The following is an 18,469-nucleotide window of genomic DNA, read 5'->3' on the forward strand; positions in this document are numbered from 1 at the left end:
TCAGGCGCGCAGCCAGGCCGCCGTGTCCTGCGGGAGCAGCCCGTCCGCGTCGAGCGGGCCGCTGCCCAGCAGCAGGCGGGTGTGCGGGGGGAGGGCGACGGGTCCGGCGGTGAGGTTCACGACGCAGAGCAGCCCGTCGGTGCGGGCGAAGGCGAGGACGCCGTCGGGTGCGGGCAGCCAGCTGAGCGGTCCGTCGCCGAAGCCCGGTTCGCTGCGGCGGATGCGGAGCGCCGCGCGGTAGAGGCTCAGCATCGAGCCGGGGTCCTCTGCCTGGCGGTCGGCCGCGTACGCGGGCCAGTCGGCGGGCTGCGGCAGCCATGGTTCGCCGCCGAACCCCGCGTGCGGTGCCCCGGCGGTCCAGGGCAGCGGCACCCGGCAGCCGTCCCGGCCCGGGTCGGTGCCCCCGGAGCGGAAGTGCATCGGGTCCTGGATGCTGGCCGTCGGCAGTTCCACCTCGGGCAGGCCGAGTTCCTCGCCCTGGTAGAGGTAGACGGAGCCGGGCAGGGCGAGCGAGAGCAGGGCCGCGGCCCGCGCCCGCCGGGTGCCGAGGGCCAGGTCGGTCGGGGTGCCGAAGGCCTTGGTGGCGAAGGCGAAGGCGGTGTCGGTGCGGCCGTAGCGGGTGACGGTGCGGGTCACGTCGTGGTTGCACAGCACCCAGGTGGCGGGGGCGCCGACCGGGGCGTGCTCGGCGAGGGTCTCGTCGATGGAGGCGCGCAGCCGTGCCGCGTCCCAGGGGCAGGACAGGAAGGAGAAGTTGAAGGCGGTGTGCAGTTCGTCGGGGCGCAGGTAGCGGGCGAAGCGCTCGGTGTCGGGCAGCCAGACCTCGCCGACGAAGATGCCGTCGTAGGCGTCGGCGACCGCGCGCCAGGAGCGGTAGATGTCGTGGAGCTCGTCGCGGTCGACGAACGGGTTCGGGTCGCGGTCCTCGACGAAGTCGGGCAGCTGGGGGTCCTTGGCGAGCAGCGCGGCCGAGTCGATGCGCACGCCCGCGACGCCCCGCTCGAACCAGAAGCGCAGGATCTCCTCGTGCTCCTGACGGACCGCGGGGTGCGCCCAGTTGAGGTCGGGCTGCTCGGGGGTGAACAGATGGAGGTACCAGTCGCCGTCGGGGAGCCGGGTCCACACGGGTTCGGCGGAGCCGGCGAACTGGGACGGCCAGTCGTTGGGCGGGATGTCGCCGTGTTCGCCGCGTCCGGGACGGAAGTGGAACAGTTCGCGTTCGGGGCTGCCGACGGGGGCGGCCCGGGCGGCCCGGAACCAGGGGTGCTGGTCGGAGACGTGGTTGGGCACGATGTCGACGAGGGTGCGGATGCCGAGTTCCCGTGCCTCGGCGATGAGCTTCTCCGCCTCGGCGAGCGTCCCGAAGGCCGGGTCGATGGCACGGTAGTCGGCGACGTCGTAGCCTCCGTCGGCCATCGGTGAGAGGTACCAGGGGTTGAACCACAGGGCGTCCACGCCGAGTTCGGCGAGGTACGGCAGTCTGGCGCGCACGCCCGCGAGGTCTCCGGTGCCGTCGCCGTCGCCGTCCGCGAAGCTGCGGACGTACACCTGGTAGATGACGGCGGAGCGCCACCAGTCGCTTCGCGTGCGGGCAGGGGAAGGCTGTCCCACGGTGAATGCCTTTCTGGAGGGGGTGTCGTCAGCCCTTCGTGCTGCCCGCGCTGATCCCGGCGATGATGTGCCGCTGGAACACCAGGAACATCGCGACCATGGGGATGCTCGCGATCACCATCGCGGCGATGAGGACGGTCAGCGGGATGTTCTGGGACAGCTGGACGAGTGCCACGCTGATGGGCTGTTTGTCGGTGTCGGAGAAGACCATCAGCGGCCACAGGAAGTCCTGCCAGACGGCGACCAGGGCGAAGATCGACACGACTCCCAGGACGGGACGGGACATCGGCAGCACGATCGACCACAGCGTGCGCAGCCGTCCGGCGCCGTCGATCTCGGCGGCCTCCAGGACGTCTCGCGGAATCTGGTCGAAGAAGCGCTTGAGCAGGTAGAGGTTGAAGGCGTTGGCCACGGCGGGCAGCCAGATGCCGAGCGGGTCGTTGAGCAGGCTGGTGTGGATCAGCGGCAGGTCCGCGACGGTCAGGTACTTCGGGACCACGAGCGCCTGCGCGGGGACCATCAGGGTGGCGAGGATGCCGCCGAGGATCACCTTGCCGAAGGCGGGCCGCAGTTTGGACAGGGCGTAGGCCGCCGCCGTGCAGAACACGAGTTGCAGCAGCCAGGCCCCCGTGGCCTGCACCACCGTGTTCCACAGGTGGGTGGGCAGGTCCATCAGGTCCCAGGCGTCGGTGTAGCCGCTCAGGTGCCAGGCGTGCGGTACGAGGGTCGGCGGGGTGCGCACCACCTCGTCCGGCGACTTCATGGCGCCGGTCACCATCCAGTACACGGGGAACAGGAAGGCGAGCGCGAACAGCAGGACGACGCCCGTGAAGACGGTCCAGTAGACGGCCCGGCCGCGCGGACGGGCCAGGGTGAGCGGCGAGACCAGCGTGCGAACGCTCATGCGTCCTCCCCGGTGGAGCGCGTCAGCCGCAGGTACCCCGCGGAGAAGACGCTGAGCAGCAGAAGGAGCATGACGCTCAGGGCGCACGCCCCTCCGAAGTCGTTGTAGAGGAAGGCGTACTTGTAGATCAGGTAGAGCACCGTGACCGTCGCGTTCTCCGGGCCGCCGCCGGTGATCACGAACGGCTCGGTGAAGACCTGCATGGTCGCGATGATCTGGAGGAGCATCAGCATGAGGATGACGAACCGGGTCTGCGGGATCGTCACATGGCGCACCCGCTGCCAGATGTTCGCGCCGTCCAGTTCGGCCGCCTCGTACAGCTCGCCGGGGATGCTCTGGAGCGCGGCGAGATAGATGAGGACGGTGCCACCGAGGTTGGCCCAGGTGGCGACGATCACCAGGGAGACCAGGGCGGTGTCGGCGCCGTTGGACCAGTTCGAGGTGGGCAGGTGCGCGAACCGCAGCGCCTCGTTGGCGAGGCCGGCCCCGGGATCGTAGAACCACTTCCACAGCAGTGCGCTGACCACCGGCGGGATCATCACCGGCAGATAGACGACGACCCTGAAGAAGGCCTTCGCGTGCCGCAGTTCGTTGAGGACGAGCGCCATCAGGAAGGGGACGGCGAAGCCGATGAGCAGAGCGAGCAGGGTGAAGGTCAGGGTGTTGCGCCAGGCCGCGCTGAACTCGGGGTCGTGGAAGACCCGCGTGAAGTTGGCGGTGCCGACCCATTCGCCGCCGGAACCCGGCGTGTACTTCTGGAAGGCGATCACCACCGCGCGGATCGCCGGGTACCAGGAGAACAGGGCGAAGCAGAGCAGTCCGCCGATCAGGAAGGCATACGCCCGGGACTGTTCGGCCAGGCGCCGGCGCCACGGTCCCCCGGTCCGGCGCCCGGCCCGGCGGGGCACCCCCTCCGGCACGCCGAGGACGGCCGGAGGGGGTGCCGCGGGCTTCGATGCGGTCTTCATGGACGCGGTCAGCCCCGGGCCAGGATGGAGTCGATCTTGCCGGAGGCGTCCTTCAGCAGCTGGTCGACGTCGGCGTCCTTCTTGGTGAGGACCGCGGAGACGGCGCCGTCGAGGACGGAGTAGATCTGCTGGGCCTGCGGCGGCTCGATCTTCATCTGGAGGCTCTGGTTGCCGTCGAGGAAGGCCTGGTAGTTCTCGACGGGGACGTTGGCGTTGGCCTTCTTGACCTCCTGGTCCTTCGCGTCGGCGGCGCCGGTGAACAGGCGTGGCTCGGGCAGGCCCACGGGCGCGTCGTTCTGCTTGGCGCGGGCGTAGTCGCCGAGGAAGCCCTTGCCGGGGGTCAGGAACATGTGGTCGAGCCACTTCAGGCCGGCCCGGATCTGCGCCGGGGTGTCCTTCTTGTTGAACATGTAGCCGTCGCCGCCGATGAGCGTGCCCTTGCCACCCGGCATCGGGGCGAGCGCCAGGTCCTTGTAGTTGCCGCCCTTCTCCTTCACCAGGATCGGGATGTTGTCCGGGGCGGAGAGGTACATGCCGAGCTTTCCGGAGCCCATCATCTGCTGCACGTCGTTGATGACGAGGAGCTGCTTGCTGCCCATGGAGTTGTCGCTCCAGCGCATGTCCTTGAGGTTCTGCAGGACGGCCTTGCCCTCGGGGGTGTCGATGTTCGCCTTCTTGCCGTCGGCGCTCACGACGTCACCGCCCTGCGAGTAGAGCTCGGCGGTGAAGTGCCAGCCTCCCTGGTTCTGCGCGCTGTAGTCGGCGTAGCCGACGGTGCCCTTGCCGAGCGCGGCTATCTTCTTGGCGTCGGCGCGCAGCTCCTCCCAGGTCGCCGGGGGCTTGTCGGGGTCGAGGCCCGCCTGCGCGAAGAGCTTCTTGTTGTAGATGAGGCCCATCGAGTAGCCGGTGCGGGGAACGCCGTAGATCTTGCCGTCGACGGTGTAGATGTCGCGCAGCTGCTGCTGGATGGTGCTGTAGCTCTTGAGCTCCTTGACGTAGCTGGTGATGTCGGCGGCCTGGTTGACGTCGACCACGTGCTTCGCGTCGGTGAAGTACGTGTAGAACACGTCCTCCATCTGGCCGCCGGCGAGCTTGGCGTCGAACGTCTTGGGGTCCTGGCACGGGAACGCGTCGTGCGTGACGACGTCGATGTCCGGGTTGGCCTTCTCGAACGCCTTGACGTCGGCCTCGAAGAACGAACGGTCGACCTTGGCGCTCTTGGGCGGCATGCAGTTGACCGTGATGCGGGTCTTGCCACCCGCGGATCCGTCGTCGCTTGAGCCGCAGGCCGTGATCGCGGTCAGGGCGAGGGCGGAGGCCATGAGCGTGGTGCTGGTGCGGCGGAACCCGGGACTTCTCATCGGTGGACCCCTCTTGGGCAGGCGCAGGGAAGGCCCACGGCGCCGCACCCGAGTGGTGCGGCGTCCGTGTCTGGCGCCGCACACTCAAGCACCGCCGACATTGCGACGCAAGATCTCGCGCAGAATCTGTAATTATTCGACAGCCACTCGGCTCTCAGTCGCGGGGTACTTGCGCGGTGGACCCTCGCACCACCAACTCCGGCTCGAACAGCAGCTCTTCGGGAGTGACGCTGGTCCCGCCGATCTGCGCGTTCAGCAGTTCCACGGCCGCCCTGCCCATCGCCTCGATGGGCTGGCGGACGGTGGTCAGCGGCGGCTCGGTGCAGTTCATGAGCGCGGAGTCGTCGTAGCCGACGACGGACACCTGCGCCGGCACGTCGAGCCCCTTGCGCCGGGCGGCCCTGACGACGCCGAGCGCGAGCGGGTCGCTGGCGCAGATGAAACCGGTGATCCCGCGGTCGATGAGCCGGGAGGCCGCCGCGTGCCCGCCCTCGATCGAGAACATGGCGCGGGCGATGTGCTCGTCGGGCAGATCGGGGGCGAGCGCCCGCGCCGCCGCCAGCTTGCGGCCCGAGGGGATGTGGTCGGCGGGTCCGAGCACGAGGCCGATCCGCTCGTGTCCGAGCGAGACGAGGTGCCGCCAGGCCTGTTCGACCGCCACGGCGTCGTCGCAGGACACACCGGGGAAGCCGAGGTGCTCGATGGCGGCGTTGACCAGCACCACCGGGATGTTGCGGTCCGCGAGCTGCCGGTAGTGGTCGTGCGGGGCGTCGGCCTGCGCGTACAGGCCGCCGGCGAACACCACGCCGGAGACCTGCTGCTGGAGCAGCAGGTCCACGTAGTCCGCCTCGGAGACCCCGCCCTTGGTCTGCGTGCACAGCACCGGGGTGAGGCCCAGCTGTGCGAGTGCCCCGCCGATCACCTCGGCGAACGCCGGGAAGATCGGGTTCTGGAGCTCGGGCAGGACGAGGCCGACGAGCCGGGCACGCTCGCCGCGCAGTTGGGTGGGCCGCTCGTAGCCGAGGACGTCCAGCGCGGACAGCACCGCCTGCCGGGTGGCCTCGGACACCCCGGGTTTGCCATTGAGGACCCGGCTGACCGTGGCCTCACTGACCCCGACCTTCTTCGCCACCTGAGCAAGTCGTCGCGTCATGCGCGCAAGAATAGCGCAAGAAATGCAAACGGTTTGCGTGGAGGGGGATCCCGGTCCGCCGCGGCCGCCTCGGCTCCGGGCCGCCCACGCGGCGGGCTACCGGCTCAGCGAGCCGCCCACAGCCCGCGGACATGCCCGAGGTGACGTGTCATCACCTCGCGCACGGCGGCCTCGTCACGGGCGAGCAGCGCGTCGAGGAGCTCCAGATGCTCCTCCGCGGACGCCTCCAGACGGCCGCTCTCGGCCAGGGCGTTCAGACCGTAGAGCCGGGAGCGTTTGCGCAGGTCGCCGACGACCTCGACGAGGTGGGCGTTGCCGGCGAGCGCCAGCAGGCCCAGATGGAAGCGGGTGTCCGCCTCCACGTAGGCGATGAGGTCGCCGGCCGCCGCCGCGGTCACGATCTCCCGGGCGGCCGGGCGCAGGGCGTCCAGGGACACCGGGTCGGCGGTGGCGGCCAGCCCCACCGTGGTGGGGATCTCGACGAGCGAGCGGATATGGGTGTACTCGTCGAGCTGCCGCTCGGAGACGACGGTGACCCGGAACCCCTTGTTGGGCACCGTGTCGACCAGACCCTCCTTGGCGAGATCGAGCATCGCCTCCCGCACGGGCGTCGCCGACACCCCGAAGCGGGCAGCCAGCGTGGGCGCCGAGTAGACCTCTCCGGCGCGCAGTTCACCGGCGATCAGCGCGGCCCGCAGCGCGTCGGCGACGCGCTCGCGGTAGCTGCTCCTCTTCCCGCCGAGCGTGGGCAGGACGGGAGCGGCGGAGGGTGCGCTGCTGCGCCGGTCGGCCATGGGTTCTCCTCGTACGGGCCGCGCGTCCACCGCCGGCAGGTGCCATGTCACGTACTACGGTCCCCAGTATCTACGCGGCGGCGGGCGCTCCGACGGCGAGGGGCCCGGTTCACAGGACGAAACCCGCCGGGAAGGGGTCGGTGGGGTCGAGCAGGTACTGGGCCGTTCCCGTGACCCAGGCACGGCCCGTGAAGCTGGGCAGCACCGCCGGAATCCCGGCGACCTCGGTCGTGCCGAGCAGCCGTCCGGTGAAGCTGGTCCCGATGAAGGACTCGTTCACGAACTCGGTGTGCAGCGGGAGTTCTCCACGGGCGTGCAGCTGGGCCATGCGCGCGCTGGTCCCCGTGCCGCACGGCGAGCGGTCGAACCAGCCGGGGTGGATCGCCATCGCGTGCCGCGAGTGACGGGCGGTGGCTCCGGGCGCGTACAGATGGACGTGGTGGCAGCCCCGGATCGACGGATCCTCGGGGTGCACGGGCTCACCCTCGGCGTTGATGGCGTCCATGAGCGACAGGCCCGCCTTCAGGATGTCGTCCTTGCGCGCCCGGTCGAAGGGCAGCCCGAACTGCTCCAGCGGCAGGATCGCGTAGAAGTTGCCGCCGTACGCGAGGTCGTAGGTCACGGTGCGGCCGTCGGCGAGCGTGGCCTTGCGGTCGAGGCCGACGGAGAACGACGGCACGTTCCTGAGCGTGACCGCGCGGGCCGCGCCGTCCTCGACCGCCACCTCGGCCACGACGAGACCCGCCGGCGTGTCGAGCCTGATGGTCGTGACCGGTTCGACGACCTCGACCATGCCGGTCTCCACGAGCACGGTGGCCACCCCGATGGTGCCGTGCCCGCACATCGGCAGATAACCCGAGACCTCGATGTAGATGACGCCGTAGTCGCAGTCGGGACGGGTCGGCGGCTGGAGGACGGCCCCACTCATCGCCGAGTGGCCCCGCGGTTCGTTCATCAGGAGCTGTTTGATGTCGTCACGGTGTTCGCGGAAGTACAGCCGCCGCTCGTTCATGGTGGCGCCGGGGACCGTGCCGATCCCTCCGGTGATCACCCGGGTGGGCATGCCCTCGGTGTGCGAGTCGACGGCGTGCAGGACGAGTGTGCTGCGCATGGCTCTCCTCGGGGTCGGGGGCTCAGCCGTGGGTGCGGACGAGTCCGGCGGCGACGGCCTGCTCGGTGGCGGAGCGCACGGCGGCCGCCTGCTCGGGCAGCAGCGGGACGCGCGGCGGACGGACCGGGCCGCCGTGACGGCCGACGACGTCCATCGACAGTTTGATCGCCTGCACGAACTCGACCCGGGAGTCCCAGCGCAGCAGCGGATGCAGCAGGCGGTAGAGCCGGCCCGCGGTGTCGAGGTCACCGTCGACGGCGGCGCGGTAGAGCTCGACACTCGCCGCGGGCAGCGCGTTCGGGTAGCCGGCCACCCAGCCTTTCGCCCCGGCGACGGCGAGCTCCAGCAGGACGTCGTCGGCCCCGATCAGCAGATCGAGTTCCGGGGCGAGCTCGGCGATCCGGTAGGCGCGCCGCACGTCTCCGGAGAACTCCTTGACGCCCTGGACGAATCCGGCGGCGTGCAGCTTGGCGAGCAGTTCGGGCACCAGATCGACCTTGGTGTCGATCGGGTTGTTGTACGCGACGACCGGCAGGCCCGCCCCGGCGACCGCCTCGTAGTGGGCGAGGACGGACCGCTCGTCGGCACGGTAGGCGTTCGGCGGCAGCAGCATCACGGCCCGGCAGCCGGCGTCCTTGGCCTGCTCGGCCCAGCGGCGCGCCTCGACGGAACCGTAGGCGGCGACGCCGGGCATCACGCGTTCGCCGCCGATCGCCGCGACGGCGGTCTCGACCACCTTGGCGCGCTCCTCGGGCATGAGCACCTGGTACTCCCCGAGCGAGCCGTTCGGTACGACGCCGTCGCAGCCGTTCTCGACGAGCCAGGCGCAGTGGTCGGCGAACTTCGCGTAGTTCACGGAGAGGTCGTCGTTCAGCGGGAGTGCGGTGGCGACGAGGACTCCGTGCCAGGGACGGTTCTCGATGGAGGTCATGATCAGGTCCTCTCGGTAGGGTGTGACATTTCACTGACTCTCGGCGCGCCGGTCACCCGCCGGCCGTCTTCCTGTGCACCCGCGGGCGGCTGAGCGCCGCACGAAGTCGGCCCTCGGGCCGGCCGGCCCACCCGGGCCGACGGCGGCTCACCCGCCCTGGTCCACCCCCGGCTCACCGCCTCTGTCTGCCTGCGGATCGTCACCTCGGTCCTCGCGCGGCTCACCGCCTCGGTCCTCCCGCGGCTCACCCGCCCGGGCGAGCACTCCGAGCGGCACCGGCCGGGCCAACAGCCGCCGCGCCGGGGAATGTTCGCACCCGACGAGTCCCGCGACGGCGGGTTCGCACATCCGGCCCTGACACCAGCCCATCCCGGCGCGGGTGAGCAGCTTCACCGTCCGGACGTCACCCGCGCCGAGTTCCGCGACGGCCGTGCGGATCTCCCCGGCCAAGACCTCCTCGCAGCGGCACACGACGGTGTCGTCGGTGACCTGGTCCGTCCAGTGCGCCGAGGGCGCGTACAGGGTGTCGAGCAGCGTGGAGAACGCCCGCCGGCGCCTGCGGGACTTCGCCGCCGGGGCCCACTCCCGCGGGTCGGGCACCCGGCCGGTCAGCCGGGCGGCGATCGAGCGGCCCGCGATGTGTCCCTCGGCGAGGGCCAGCGCCGAGCCGCCCACGCCGGTGGTCTCGCCGGCCGCCCACACGCCCGGCACATCGGTGCGCTGCTCGTCGTCGGCGTACACCCGCAGCCCCTCGACGCGGCAGCCGAGCGACTCGGCGAGGTCGGTGTGCGGCAGCATGCCGTGCCCGACGGCCAGCGTGTCGCACGGGATGCGCCGTTCGGTGCCCGCCTCGACCCGTCCCTCACCGTCGAGCGCGGCGACGGTCACGGCCTCGACCCGCCGCTCGCCGTGGGCCGCCACCACGGTGTGCCGGGGCATGAGCGCGACACGGTGCCGCAGGAGGCGGGCGGTGTACCCGGCGGCTTCGGCGAGCTTGCCCGGCAGAGCCGCCAGCGCCCCGGCCCGGCGCGCGAACGCCCAGGGGTCGGCGGACTCGACGAGCGCGGCCACCTCGACGCCCGCCCCGGCCAGCCCGGTCGCCACGGGCAGCAGCAGCGGACCCGTCCCGGCGACGACAGCGGTCCGTCCCGGGACCACCAGTCCCTCCTTGAGCATCGCCTGCGCCCCTCCAGCGGTCACCACCCCGGGAAGCGTCCAGCCGGGGAAGGGCAGGACCTTCTCGTACCCGCCGGTGGCGAGGAGCACGGCGTCGGCCCGCACGGACGCGGACTCCCGTTGGTCGGGGCCGAGCAGGGCGTGCACGACGAAGTCGTCGGACCGCCGTTCCACGCACCACACATGACGGTCCGGCAGGTGCTCGACGGAGTCCGCCGAGGCGAGCCCGTCGCGCAGCCTCTCCCAGGTGTGCCACTCGTGGTGCAGCGCCTCGGGCCGCAGCGCGCCCAGCGCGGCCGCGGGCCGGCGGTAGAACTGTCCGCCCGCCTGTGCCGCCGAGTCGGCCAGGGTGACGTGGATGCCGCGGGACGCCGCGGCCAGGGACGCGGCGAGGCCCGCCGGGCCGGCGCCGACGACGGCGAGGCGGGGGCGGTCAGTCATCGTGGCCCGTGCCCTCCTGCGTACGGATCTCGTCGCCGGGTCGCACCGGGACCAGGCAGGCCCGCTGGTTGGGGAGGCCGTTGACGGTGACCAGGCAGTCGAAGCAGACGCCGATGCCGCAGAAGACACCGCGCGGACGGCCCGCGCCGCGCGTGGCGCGCCAGGACGTGACGCCCGCCGCCCACAGGGTGGCGGCCACGGTCCGGCCGGGCAGCGCCTCGATCTCCCGGCCGTCGAGGGTGACGGTGAAGGCGGGGCCCGGCCGGGCCCCGGTCCGTCGCAGCGGATTCACGCGGCCTCCTCGGGGAAGCGGTCGGGCCGGAACGGGGTGAGGTCGAGGCCGGGAGCCGCGCCGGTCAGGACCTGCGCGATCAACTGCCCGGTCCCTGTGGCGAGTCCGATGCCCGCGCCCTCGTGCCCGCAGGCGTGCAGAAGTCCCGGGACCCGGGCGTCGGGGCCGATCGCGGGCAGGTGGTCCGGCAGGTACGGCCTGAAGCCCAGGTACGTCCGCAGCGCGCGCACCTCCGCCAGGAAGGGGAAGAGCCGAATCGCGCCCTCGGCCAGTGCCCGGACGACGGGCAGCGAGAACGAGCGGTCGAATCCGACCCGTTCTCGGCTCGCCCCGATCAGGACCGGCCCCGCCGCCGTCCCCTCGACGACGGGCGACGTCTGGAGGGCCGCCGAGTCACTGGCCACGTCGGCGACGTAGTCGGCCGCGTAGACCTTGTGGCGCACCCGGCGCGGCAACGGCTCGGTGACGAGGACGAATCCGCGCCGGGGCAGCACCGGCAGCGGGACGCCCGCGAGACCGGCCACGTCCGCACCCCAGGTCCCGGCCGCGTTCACGACGGCCGGGGCGTGGATGTCGCCCCGGTCGGTGCGTACGCCGCGGACCTGTCCGGCCGGCGCGCGCAGCACCGCGGTCACGGTCCGCCCGGTGAGCAGTCGCGCTCCCGAGGCGCGTACGAGGTGGGCGGCGGCCAGGGCGGGCATCACCTGGGAGTCCTGCGGGTAGTGCACGGCGCCCGCCAGGTCCGGGGCCAGGTGCGGTTCCAGGTCGTGGAGCCGGTCCGCCGCGACCGGCTCCGCCGTGACCCCGGCCGCCCGCTGGCCGTCCGCGAAGGCCTCCAGGGCGGCCAGTTCCCGGGGCGTGGCGGCCACCACCACGCCGCCCTTGGCCTCGTACTCGATCGCCGGTCCGAGTCCGTCCTGTGCGGCGAGCTCGGACCACAACCGCCCGGACAGCAGGGCGAGATCGAGTTCGGGTCCGGGCTCCTTGTCGGAGACCAGCAGGTTGCCCTCGCCGGCGCCGGTCGTGCCGCCGGTCACCGGGCCGCGGTCCACCACGGTGACGTCGAGGCCCGCGCGGGCCGCGTACAGCGCACAGGCCGCGCCGACCATTCCGGCTCCGACGACCACGACATCGCAGGTAAATGGCTTGGCCACGCCAGTACTATGTCACATACTTCTGTGCGCGCACAGGGTGCCGCGGAGAGGATCCCCACGGCACCCTCAGATCCTGCTCCCGGTCGCCGTGTCGGCCGACAGCCGCTGCGCCGCGTAGATCGGGATCACCGAGAGCAGGACGAGGACCGCCGCCACGACGTTGACGACCGGGGCCTGCTGAGGCCGTGTCATGTTGTTGAAGATCCAGATGGGCAGGGTCTCGATGCCGGGTCCCGCGGTGAACGTCGTCACCACGATCTCGTCGAAGGAGAGCGCGAAGGCGAGCATTCCGCCCGCGAGCAGGGCGGAGCGCACCAGGGGGAAGGTGACGTCCGCGAAGGCCCGGAAGGTGTTCGCACCGAGGTCCATGGCGGCTTCCTCGTACGATCCCGCGGTACGCCGCAGCCTGGCCACCACGTTGTTGAAGACGACCACGATGCAGAAGGTGGCGTGTCCGACGATCACGGTGAACATGCCGAGGCCCACACCGAGCGGTTCGAGCACCGTGCCGAAGGCCGAGTTGAGCGCGATGCCGGTGACGATGCCGGGGAGCGCGATCGGCAGGACGACCACGAAGGAGATCGCGTCGCGCCCGAAGAACCGGTGCCGGGCCACCGCGAAGGCGATCAGCGTGCCGAGCACCAGGGCGATGGCCGTGGCGCCGAGACCCGCCTTCACCGAGACCCACAGTGCCGCGCGGGCGCCCTCGTTCTGCCAGGCGGTCGACCACCAGTGGGTGGTGAGGCCGGGCGGGGGCCAGCTCGCGCTGCGGTCCGGGTTGAAGGAGTTGACCAGGACGAGCGCGAGCGGCACGTAGATGATCGCGAAGCCGAGCCCGGCGGCGACGCGCAGCGCGATGCGCGCGGGACGGGAGAGTTGCACTGCGGGCTCCTCAGAGGCTGCTCAGGGCGCCCGTGCGGCGCATCGCGAGCAGGTACACCACGATGACCACGACGGGGACCGTGCCGAGCGCGGCGGCCATGGGCAGGTTCAGTTCGATGTTGGAGTAGACGAGGTTGCCGATGAGCTGGGTCTTGCCGCCGACGATCTGCACGGTGATGTAGTCGCCGAGGCTGAGGGAGAAGGTGAAGACCGAGCCCGCGGCCACGGACGGCAGCACCATCGGCAGCACCACCGAGCGGAAGGTGCGCGCGGGGCGCCCGCCCAGGTCCGCCGACGCGTCGAGCAGGTTGTCGGGCAGCTGCTCCAGCGCCGTGTGGATCGGCAGGATCATGTACGGCAGCCACAGGTAGGTCAGCGCGATGACCGCCGCGGGAAGTCCGAAGCCGGGTCCGCTCAGCCCGAACGGCTCCAGCATCCAGTCGGCGAGTCCGCCCTGGGAGAGGATCAGCCGCCAGGCGTACACCTTGACGAGGTAACTCGCCCACAGCGGGGTGAGGATGGCGACGACGAGCAGCGGACGCCACTTGGGCCTGGCGATCCGGGCCGTGAAGAAGGCGACCGGGAAGGCGATCAACGCGCACAGGGCGGTGACCGCGAGGGCGACGCCGATGCTGCGCAGGATCACCTGCCGGAAGACCGGCGTGGTGAACAGCTCGTGGAAGTTGTCGGTCGACCAGACCTTCACGACCTCGGAGGTGAAGGAGTCGGTCGTCCAGAACGCCGAGACGAACAGCACCGCCAGCGAGCCCAGGTAGAGCACGGCGAGCCAGAGCAGGGGCGCGGTCAGGAGCAGGGACAGCCTGAGCCGCGGCCGGCGGTGCAGGCTCCCGGCGAGCCGCCGGACGGGGGACCGTCCGGCGGTCTGCGCGGTGGAGGTCATGGGTGTCTCTCAGCCCTTGATCTCGGTCCAGGCCTGGACCCACTTCGCGTACGGGACGCACTTGACGTCGGTGCGGCCGTCGAGGCACTGCTCGATGGGCGTGTTCCAGAAGGCGATGTTCTTCCAGTAGCCCTCGTCGGCGGCGTGGAAGGTGTCGCAGAACGACTTGTCGCTGGTCTCGGCGCACGCCTCGGTGTTGGCCGGGGCCTCGCCGAAGTACTCGGCGACCTGGGCGTTCACCTTCGGTGAGATGATCCAGTCCATCCACTTGTAGGCGCAGTTGGGGTGCTTGGCCTCGGCGGAGAGCATCCAGGTGTCGGACCAGCCCGTGGAGCCCTCCTCGGGCACGAAGGCCTTGACCTTCGCGCCCTCGTCCTGCGTGAGGTTGGCGATGACCTGCCAGGTCGTGCCGATCACGGAGTCGCCGCTCTTGAACGCGGAGATCTCCTTGAGGTAGTCGCTCCAGTACTCCCCCACGTTCGCGCTCTGCTTCTTCAGCAGGTCGACGGCCGCGTCGAACTGCTTCTGGTCGAGGGCGTACGGGTCCTTGATCTTCAATTCGGGCCGGGCCGACTTCAGGTACAGCGCCGCGTCGGCGATGTAGATGGGCGAGTCGTACGCGGTCACGTGGCCCTTGTGCGCGGCGGCGTCGTCGAAGACGGCGGACCAGGAGGTGGGGGCGGGCGTGACCTTCTCGGTGTTGTACATCAGGAGGTTGGCGCCCCGGCCGTGCGGGATGCCGTACATCTGGCCGTCGACGGAGTTCCAGCCGCCGTTCTTCAGGCCGCTGAACACGTTCTTGTAGTTCGGCACGAGGCCGGTGTTGACCGGAGCCGCGTCGCCGGAGGCGATGAGGCGCAGCGAGGCGTCGCCGGAGGCGGAGACGGCGTCGTACTGGCCGGTCTTCATCAGTTTGACCATCTCGTCGGAGCTGGCCGCGACCTTGGAGTTGACCTGGCAGCCGGTCTGCTTCTCGAAGTCGCTCACCCAGTCGACCTTCGGGTCGTTGGAGCCGTCCTCGACATAACCGGCCCAGGCGATCAGGTTGACCTGCCCCTCGGTCTTGCCGAGCTTCGACTGCGCCTTCAGGTCGGGCGGGTTGAGTCCGGTGGACGAGGAGGAGCCGCCCGAGTCGGACGACCCGCAGGCGGTGGCCGCGAGGAGCACCGCGACGGCGGCGGCTGCTGGGAGGGTTCGGGTGAGGCGCACGACGTACTCCATACGTGACGGGGACTGAACGTGGGGTCAGCGGGGGTCGGGGACCTTGAAGGCGTGACGGCGGTGCCACTGGAGCCGGACCCGGGTGCCGCGGAGGGCAGCGACGTCCTCGGAGGAGGTCTCCAGGTTCTGCTGGAGGGCGGTGAGGCGACCGCCCGCGTCGAGGTCCACGAGGAAGCGGGTGGAGTCGCCCAGGTAGACGACCTCGACGACGGTGCCCGTGGCGGTGGAGTGTTCCGGCTCGTCGGCGTCGGCGGACTCCTTGAGGACCCGGATCTTCTCGGGCCGGATGCTGTAGGTGCCGGGAGCGCCGACGACCTGCTCCGCCGAGGCCCCTTCGAGGAGGTTGGAGGTGCCGACGAAGCCCGCGACGAAGCCGGTGGCGGGGCGTTCGTAGATCTCGGCCGGGGTGCCGATCTGTTCGACGCGGCCCTGGTTGAAGACGGCGATGCGGTCGCTCATCGTCAGGGCCTCCTCCTGGTCGTGGGTGACGAAGACGAAGGTGATGCCGACCTCGCGCTGGATCGCCTTGAGTTCGACCTGCATCTGCTCGCGCAGTTTGAGGTCGAGGGCGCCGAGCGGCTCGTCGAGCAGCAGCACCCGGGGGCGGCCGACGAGGGCACGGGCGAGTGCCACGCGCTGGCGCTGGCCGCCGGAGAGCTGGGCGGGGCGTCGTTTGCCGAACCCTTCGAGCCGTACGTCGGCGAGCGCTTTGCGGGCCCGCACCAGCCGCTCCGGTCTGGGCACCTTGCGCACCTTGAGGCCGTAGGCGACGTTCTGCTCGACGGTCATGTGCGGGAACAGGGCGTAGTCCTGGAAGACGGTGTGCACGTCCCTCTCGAAGGGGGCGAGGCCGGTGACCTCCTGACCCGCCAGTTCGATGCGGCCGGCGGTCGGGGTCTCGAAGCCCGCGATCATCCGCAGCACCGTCGTCTTGCCCGATCCGGACGGGCCGAGCATCGAGAAGAACTCGCCGTCGGTGATGTCCAGATCGACTCCGGCCACGGCGGTCGTCTCTCCGAACGCCTTCCGCAGGCCCTGGAGCCGGATCGCCAATCCCTGCATGGGTGGGGAACCTTTCTGGTCCATGTCCACGTTGAAACACTGTCCGGAAAGATATGAAGTCATAGTTCAAAGCTCAAGACCCCCTTAGAGTAAAGGTTGAGTCAACGCACGAGGTGGTGACCGTGAAGCAACACATGGGCGACGGTGTCCGCAGAGCCGTCTTCACACCCGTGGACAACCGCGCCCGGGTCGAGACGGTGGTCCGCAGGCTCGGCGACGCCATCGAGCTCGGACTCCTCGCCGACGGGGAGCAGCTGCCCGGCGAGATGGAGCTGGCCGGGCAGCTCGGCGTGTCCACGGTCACCCTGCGCGAGGCGCTGATGGCGCTGCGGCAGCAGGGACTGGTCACCACGCGCCGGGGCCGCGGCGGCGGCAGCTTCGTGTCCCTGCCCGAGGTCCCCGGCGAGGAGCGGCTGCTGGCCCGGCTGGCCGGCTGGAGCACCGAGGAGCTGCGCGATCTCGGTGACCACTGGGCGGCCGTCACGGGGGCGGCGGCCCGGCTCGCCGCGCAGCGCACCGAACCGGCCGACCTCCAACCACTGCGACGCACCCTGGAGGAGCTCGCGTCCGCCGAGGACGCCGCCGCGCGCAGCCGCGTCTACGGCCGCTTCCACGTCGAACTCGCCGCCGCCGCGCAGTCCGCCCGGCTCACCCGCGAACAGGTCGCGCTCCAGACGGATGTGGGCGCACTGCTGTGTCTCGTGCTCGGGGACGACGAATATCGTGAAGAAGTCGCCGACCGTCACCGCTCCGTAATCTCGGCGGTGCAAGATGGGGCCCACGAATCGGCCAGAACGCTGGCCGAGCGGTGCGTCCAGGACTCGACGGCGCGGCTCATCGCCCTCCGCCTCGCGATGCCGCGCACCACGTCCGGTCCCCGTCCGCTGGAGGGCACCCATGAGCAGGAGCCCCGGCCGGGTCGGCGCCACGGCGACGCTTGACGCGACACCGCGGGCGGCCGTCGCCGCGCAGGTCCGCTCCACACTGGAGGCCGTCTTCGAGGCGGTCGCCGAGACCCGCGCCGACACCGCGGCCCTGCTCACCCGGGTCGCCACGCGGGGCGACCGGCCCGCCACCGTCGACCTGGCGGCACTGCGCCCGGGACTCCATCTGCGCCTCGCCCGGCAGGAGTTGGTGTCGGGCGCCGGGTTCGTCGCGGCGCCGGGGCTGCTCGCCGACGTACCGGCGTGGCTGGAATGGTGGCAGACGGGCCCCGACGGCGACGTACGACCGCTGCTGCTCGACCTCGACCCGCGGCACTCGGCGTACTCCGACTACACGCACTGGGACTGGTTCGCCCTCCCCCGCGACACCGGACAGCGCGCCGTCGCCGGGCCCTACGTCGACTACCTGTGCTCCGACGAGTACAGCCTGACGCTGTCGGCGCCCGTGCACGTGGAGGGCCGGTTCGTGGGGGTCGCCGCGGCCGACGTGTATCTGCGGCACTTCGAGGCGGCGGTCGTCCCGCTGCTCCAACGGCTCCCGGGTCCCGCCCACTTGGTGAACGCCCGCGGCCGGGTCGCCGCCTCCGCCGACCCCAGCCACCTGGCCGGCTCCCTCACCCGGGGGCCGGACTTCGGGGCCGTCCTCGCGGCCGGGCGGAGCGCGCGCTTCGAGGGGCTGCGGCTGGTGCCGTGCGACGGCGTACCGCTGGTACTCGTGACACCGGACGACTGAGCGCTCAGACCGCCCGCAGCTCCGCCGCGCCGTTGCGCGTGGTGCGGGACTTGCGCGGCCCGCCGCCCGGCAGGGACCGGCCCGCGTCCCGCAGGACCAGGGTCATCCGCGTGTACCCCATGTCCCGCAGGGTCTTGGGGGTGTCGTCGACGATCCGGCAGTCCGTACGGCCCCAGCGGGGATCGGGGTGCACCAGGGGACGTACGGCGCCGTCGTGCTCGACGGCGTCCGGGCCGACCGCGCGGATCCAGTGGGGCAGCCCGTGCCGGAAGGCGGCGTCCATGATGGGGTCCTGGGCGATCTCCCGGCGGATCGACTGGAGGCCGCGGTCCTGGCCGTGCCGCTCCACGGCGGCGGCGAAGTGCGCCAGCATCGGCAGGCACCAGCTCGACTCGTGCTCGCCGAGAACCGTGCTCGCGTCCGGGTGAAACAGCACGAACCGCAGGAAGTTGTCACTCGGCATGGCCGTCGGATGGGCTCCGACGCCGCCGAAGAGTGTCTCGAACGCCGCGTTCGACAGGACGACGTCCCAGCGGTGGTCGAAGACGACGGAGGGGAACTGAACGGCTTCGAGGAGGGCTGCGTAGTCCTGGAGGTACGCCTGAGCTTCGACGGTCTCGGGGACAGGTCGCGGCTGGGACCGCTGCCTTCCTGCCTGGTACGCCATCGGGAGGTCACCCCTCTTGCCTCTGCGGCCTTCACGCGGCGCCCCGATCCTGCTGCCCAGGGCACAGGCGTGTCAACTATCGTGGCATTTGGCGACCGTTGACGGCTGAATCTCGCCACAGTTGTGGCGAGACCTGGATGTGAGTTCGACCGAGGGGCTAGTC

The 18,469-nt window shown here is 71.2% G+C and carries 18 protein-coding genes; 2 read left to right on the forward strand and 16 right to left on the reverse strand.

Features of this window, described 5'->3' with window-relative positions:
* The 15 genes from ACZ4IF_RS07895 to ACZ4IF_RS07965 form a co-directional block, all read right to left on the reverse strand.
* Entirely contained in the window at positions 1-1,611 is a 1,611-nt protein-coding gene (locus tag ACZ4IF_RS07895; RefSeq protein ID WP_467560582.1) for a glycoside hydrolase family 13 protein, read from the reverse strand.
* 28 nt (positions 1,612-1,639) lie between these two features.
* Positions 1,640-2,515: a carbohydrate ABC transporter permease gene (locus ACZ4IF_RS07900; RefSeq protein WP_359488224.1), complete on the reverse strand. Its 876-nt coding sequence runs from the start codon at positions 2,513-2,515 to the stop codon at positions 1,640-1,642.
* The gene (locus tag ACZ4IF_RS07905; RefSeq protein ID WP_467560584.1) at positions 2,512-3,483 is read right to left on the reverse strand and encodes a carbohydrate ABC transporter permease; all 972 of its coding nucleotides are present in this window, start codon (positions 3,481-3,483) and stop codon (positions 2,512-2,514) included. The genes ACZ4IF_RS07900 and ACZ4IF_RS07905 overlap by 4 nt, the downstream gene beginning before the upstream one ends.
* Positions 3,484-3,491: 8 nt before the next feature.
* Positions 3,492-4,844 carry an ABC transporter substrate-binding protein gene (locus ACZ4IF_RS07910; RefSeq protein WP_467560586.1) on the reverse strand — a complete coding sequence of 451 codons (1,353 nt, stop codon included), beginning with the start codon at positions 4,842-4,844 and terminating at the stop codon, positions 3,492-3,494.
* 154 nt (positions 4,845-4,998) lie between these two features.
* Positions 4,999-5,997, reverse strand: coding sequence for a LacI family DNA-binding transcriptional regulator (locus ACZ4IF_RS07915; RefSeq protein WP_467560588.1), 999 nt, complete (start codon positions 5,995-5,997; stop codon positions 4,999-5,001).
* Positions 5,998-6,101: 104 nt separating this feature from the next.
* Complete coding sequence (locus ACZ4IF_RS07920) at positions 6,102-6,791, reverse strand: GntR family transcriptional regulator (RefSeq protein WP_467560590.1); 690 nt, start codon at positions 6,789-6,791, stop codon at positions 6,102-6,104.
* A 109-nt stretch (positions 6,792-6,900) separates the two neighbouring features.
* On the reverse strand, positions 6,901-7,902 hold the full coding sequence (locus tag ACZ4IF_RS07925; protein WP_467560592.1) for a proline racemase family protein: 1,002 nt from the start codon (positions 7,900-7,902) through the stop codon (positions 6,901-6,903).
* A gap of 22 nt (positions 7,903-7,924) precedes the next feature.
* Entirely contained in the window at positions 7,925-8,833 is a 909-nt protein-coding gene (locus tag ACZ4IF_RS07930) for a dihydrodipicolinate synthase family protein (protein WP_467560594.1), read from the reverse strand.
* Between the two features lie 147 nt (positions 8,834-8,980).
* Entirely contained in the window at positions 8,981-10,450 is a 1,470-nt protein-coding gene (locus tag ACZ4IF_RS07935) for an FAD-dependent oxidoreductase (RefSeq protein ID WP_467560596.1), read from the reverse strand.
* Positions 10,443-10,742 (reverse strand): (2Fe-2S)-binding protein, encoded by a 300-nt coding sequence (locus ACZ4IF_RS07940; protein ID WP_359488240.1) that lies wholly within the window; start codon positions 10,740-10,742, stop codon positions 10,443-10,445. The genes ACZ4IF_RS07935 and ACZ4IF_RS07940 overlap by 8 nt, the downstream gene beginning before the upstream one ends.
* On the reverse strand, positions 10,739-11,896 hold the full coding sequence (locus tag ACZ4IF_RS07945) for an NAD(P)/FAD-dependent oxidoreductase (protein WP_467560598.1): 1,158 nt from the start codon (positions 11,894-11,896) through the stop codon (positions 10,739-10,741). Before ACZ4IF_RS07945 ends, ACZ4IF_RS07940 begins: the two co-directional genes overlap by 4 nt.
* 66 nt (positions 11,897-11,962) lie before the next feature.
* Positions 11,963-12,778, reverse strand: a complete 816-nt coding sequence (locus ACZ4IF_RS07950) for an ABC transporter permease (protein WP_345655632.1) — start codon at positions 12,776-12,778, stop codon at positions 11,963-11,965.
* Positions 12,779-12,788: 10 nt separating this feature from the next.
* Positions 12,789-13,679: an ABC transporter permease gene (locus ACZ4IF_RS07955; RefSeq protein ID WP_467560600.1), complete on the reverse strand. Its 891-nt coding sequence runs from the start codon at positions 13,677-13,679 to the stop codon at positions 12,789-12,791.
* 9 nt (positions 13,680-13,688) lie between these two features.
* Positions 13,689-14,888 (reverse strand): ABC transporter substrate-binding protein, encoded by a 1,200-nt coding sequence (locus tag ACZ4IF_RS07960; protein ID WP_467560602.1) that lies wholly within the window; start codon positions 14,886-14,888, stop codon positions 13,689-13,691.
* 36 nt (positions 14,889-14,924) lie between these two features.
* Positions 14,925-15,962: an ABC transporter ATP-binding protein gene (locus ACZ4IF_RS07965; protein WP_467560604.1), complete on the reverse strand. Its 1,038-nt coding sequence runs from the start codon at positions 15,960-15,962 to the stop codon at positions 14,925-14,927.
* A 134-nt stretch (positions 15,963-16,096) separates the two neighbouring features.
* Here ACZ4IF_RS07965 and ACZ4IF_RS07970 point away from each other — a divergent pair, with 134 nt between their 5' ends.
* Entirely contained in the window at positions 16,097-16,903 is an 807-nt protein-coding gene (locus ACZ4IF_RS07970; protein WP_467561111.1) for a FadR/GntR family transcriptional regulator, read from the forward strand.
* Entirely contained in the window at positions 16,860-17,639 is a 780-nt protein-coding gene (locus ACZ4IF_RS07975) for a cache domain-containing protein (RefSeq protein WP_467560606.1), read from the forward strand. Before ACZ4IF_RS07970 ends, ACZ4IF_RS07975 begins: the two co-directional genes overlap by 44 nt.
* 4 nt (positions 17,640-17,643) lie before the next feature.
* Here the strand turns inward: ACZ4IF_RS07975 and ACZ4IF_RS07980 are convergent, their stop codons facing one another.
* A complete protein-coding gene (locus tag ACZ4IF_RS07980) occupies positions 17,644-18,306 on the reverse strand; it encodes an MmyB family transcriptional regulator (RefSeq protein ID WP_467560608.1) in 663 nt (220 codons plus the stop codon).
* Positions 18,307-18,469 lie beyond the last annotated feature (163 nt).

This window comes from Streptomyces sp. NPDC025784, from assembly GCF_055558435.1.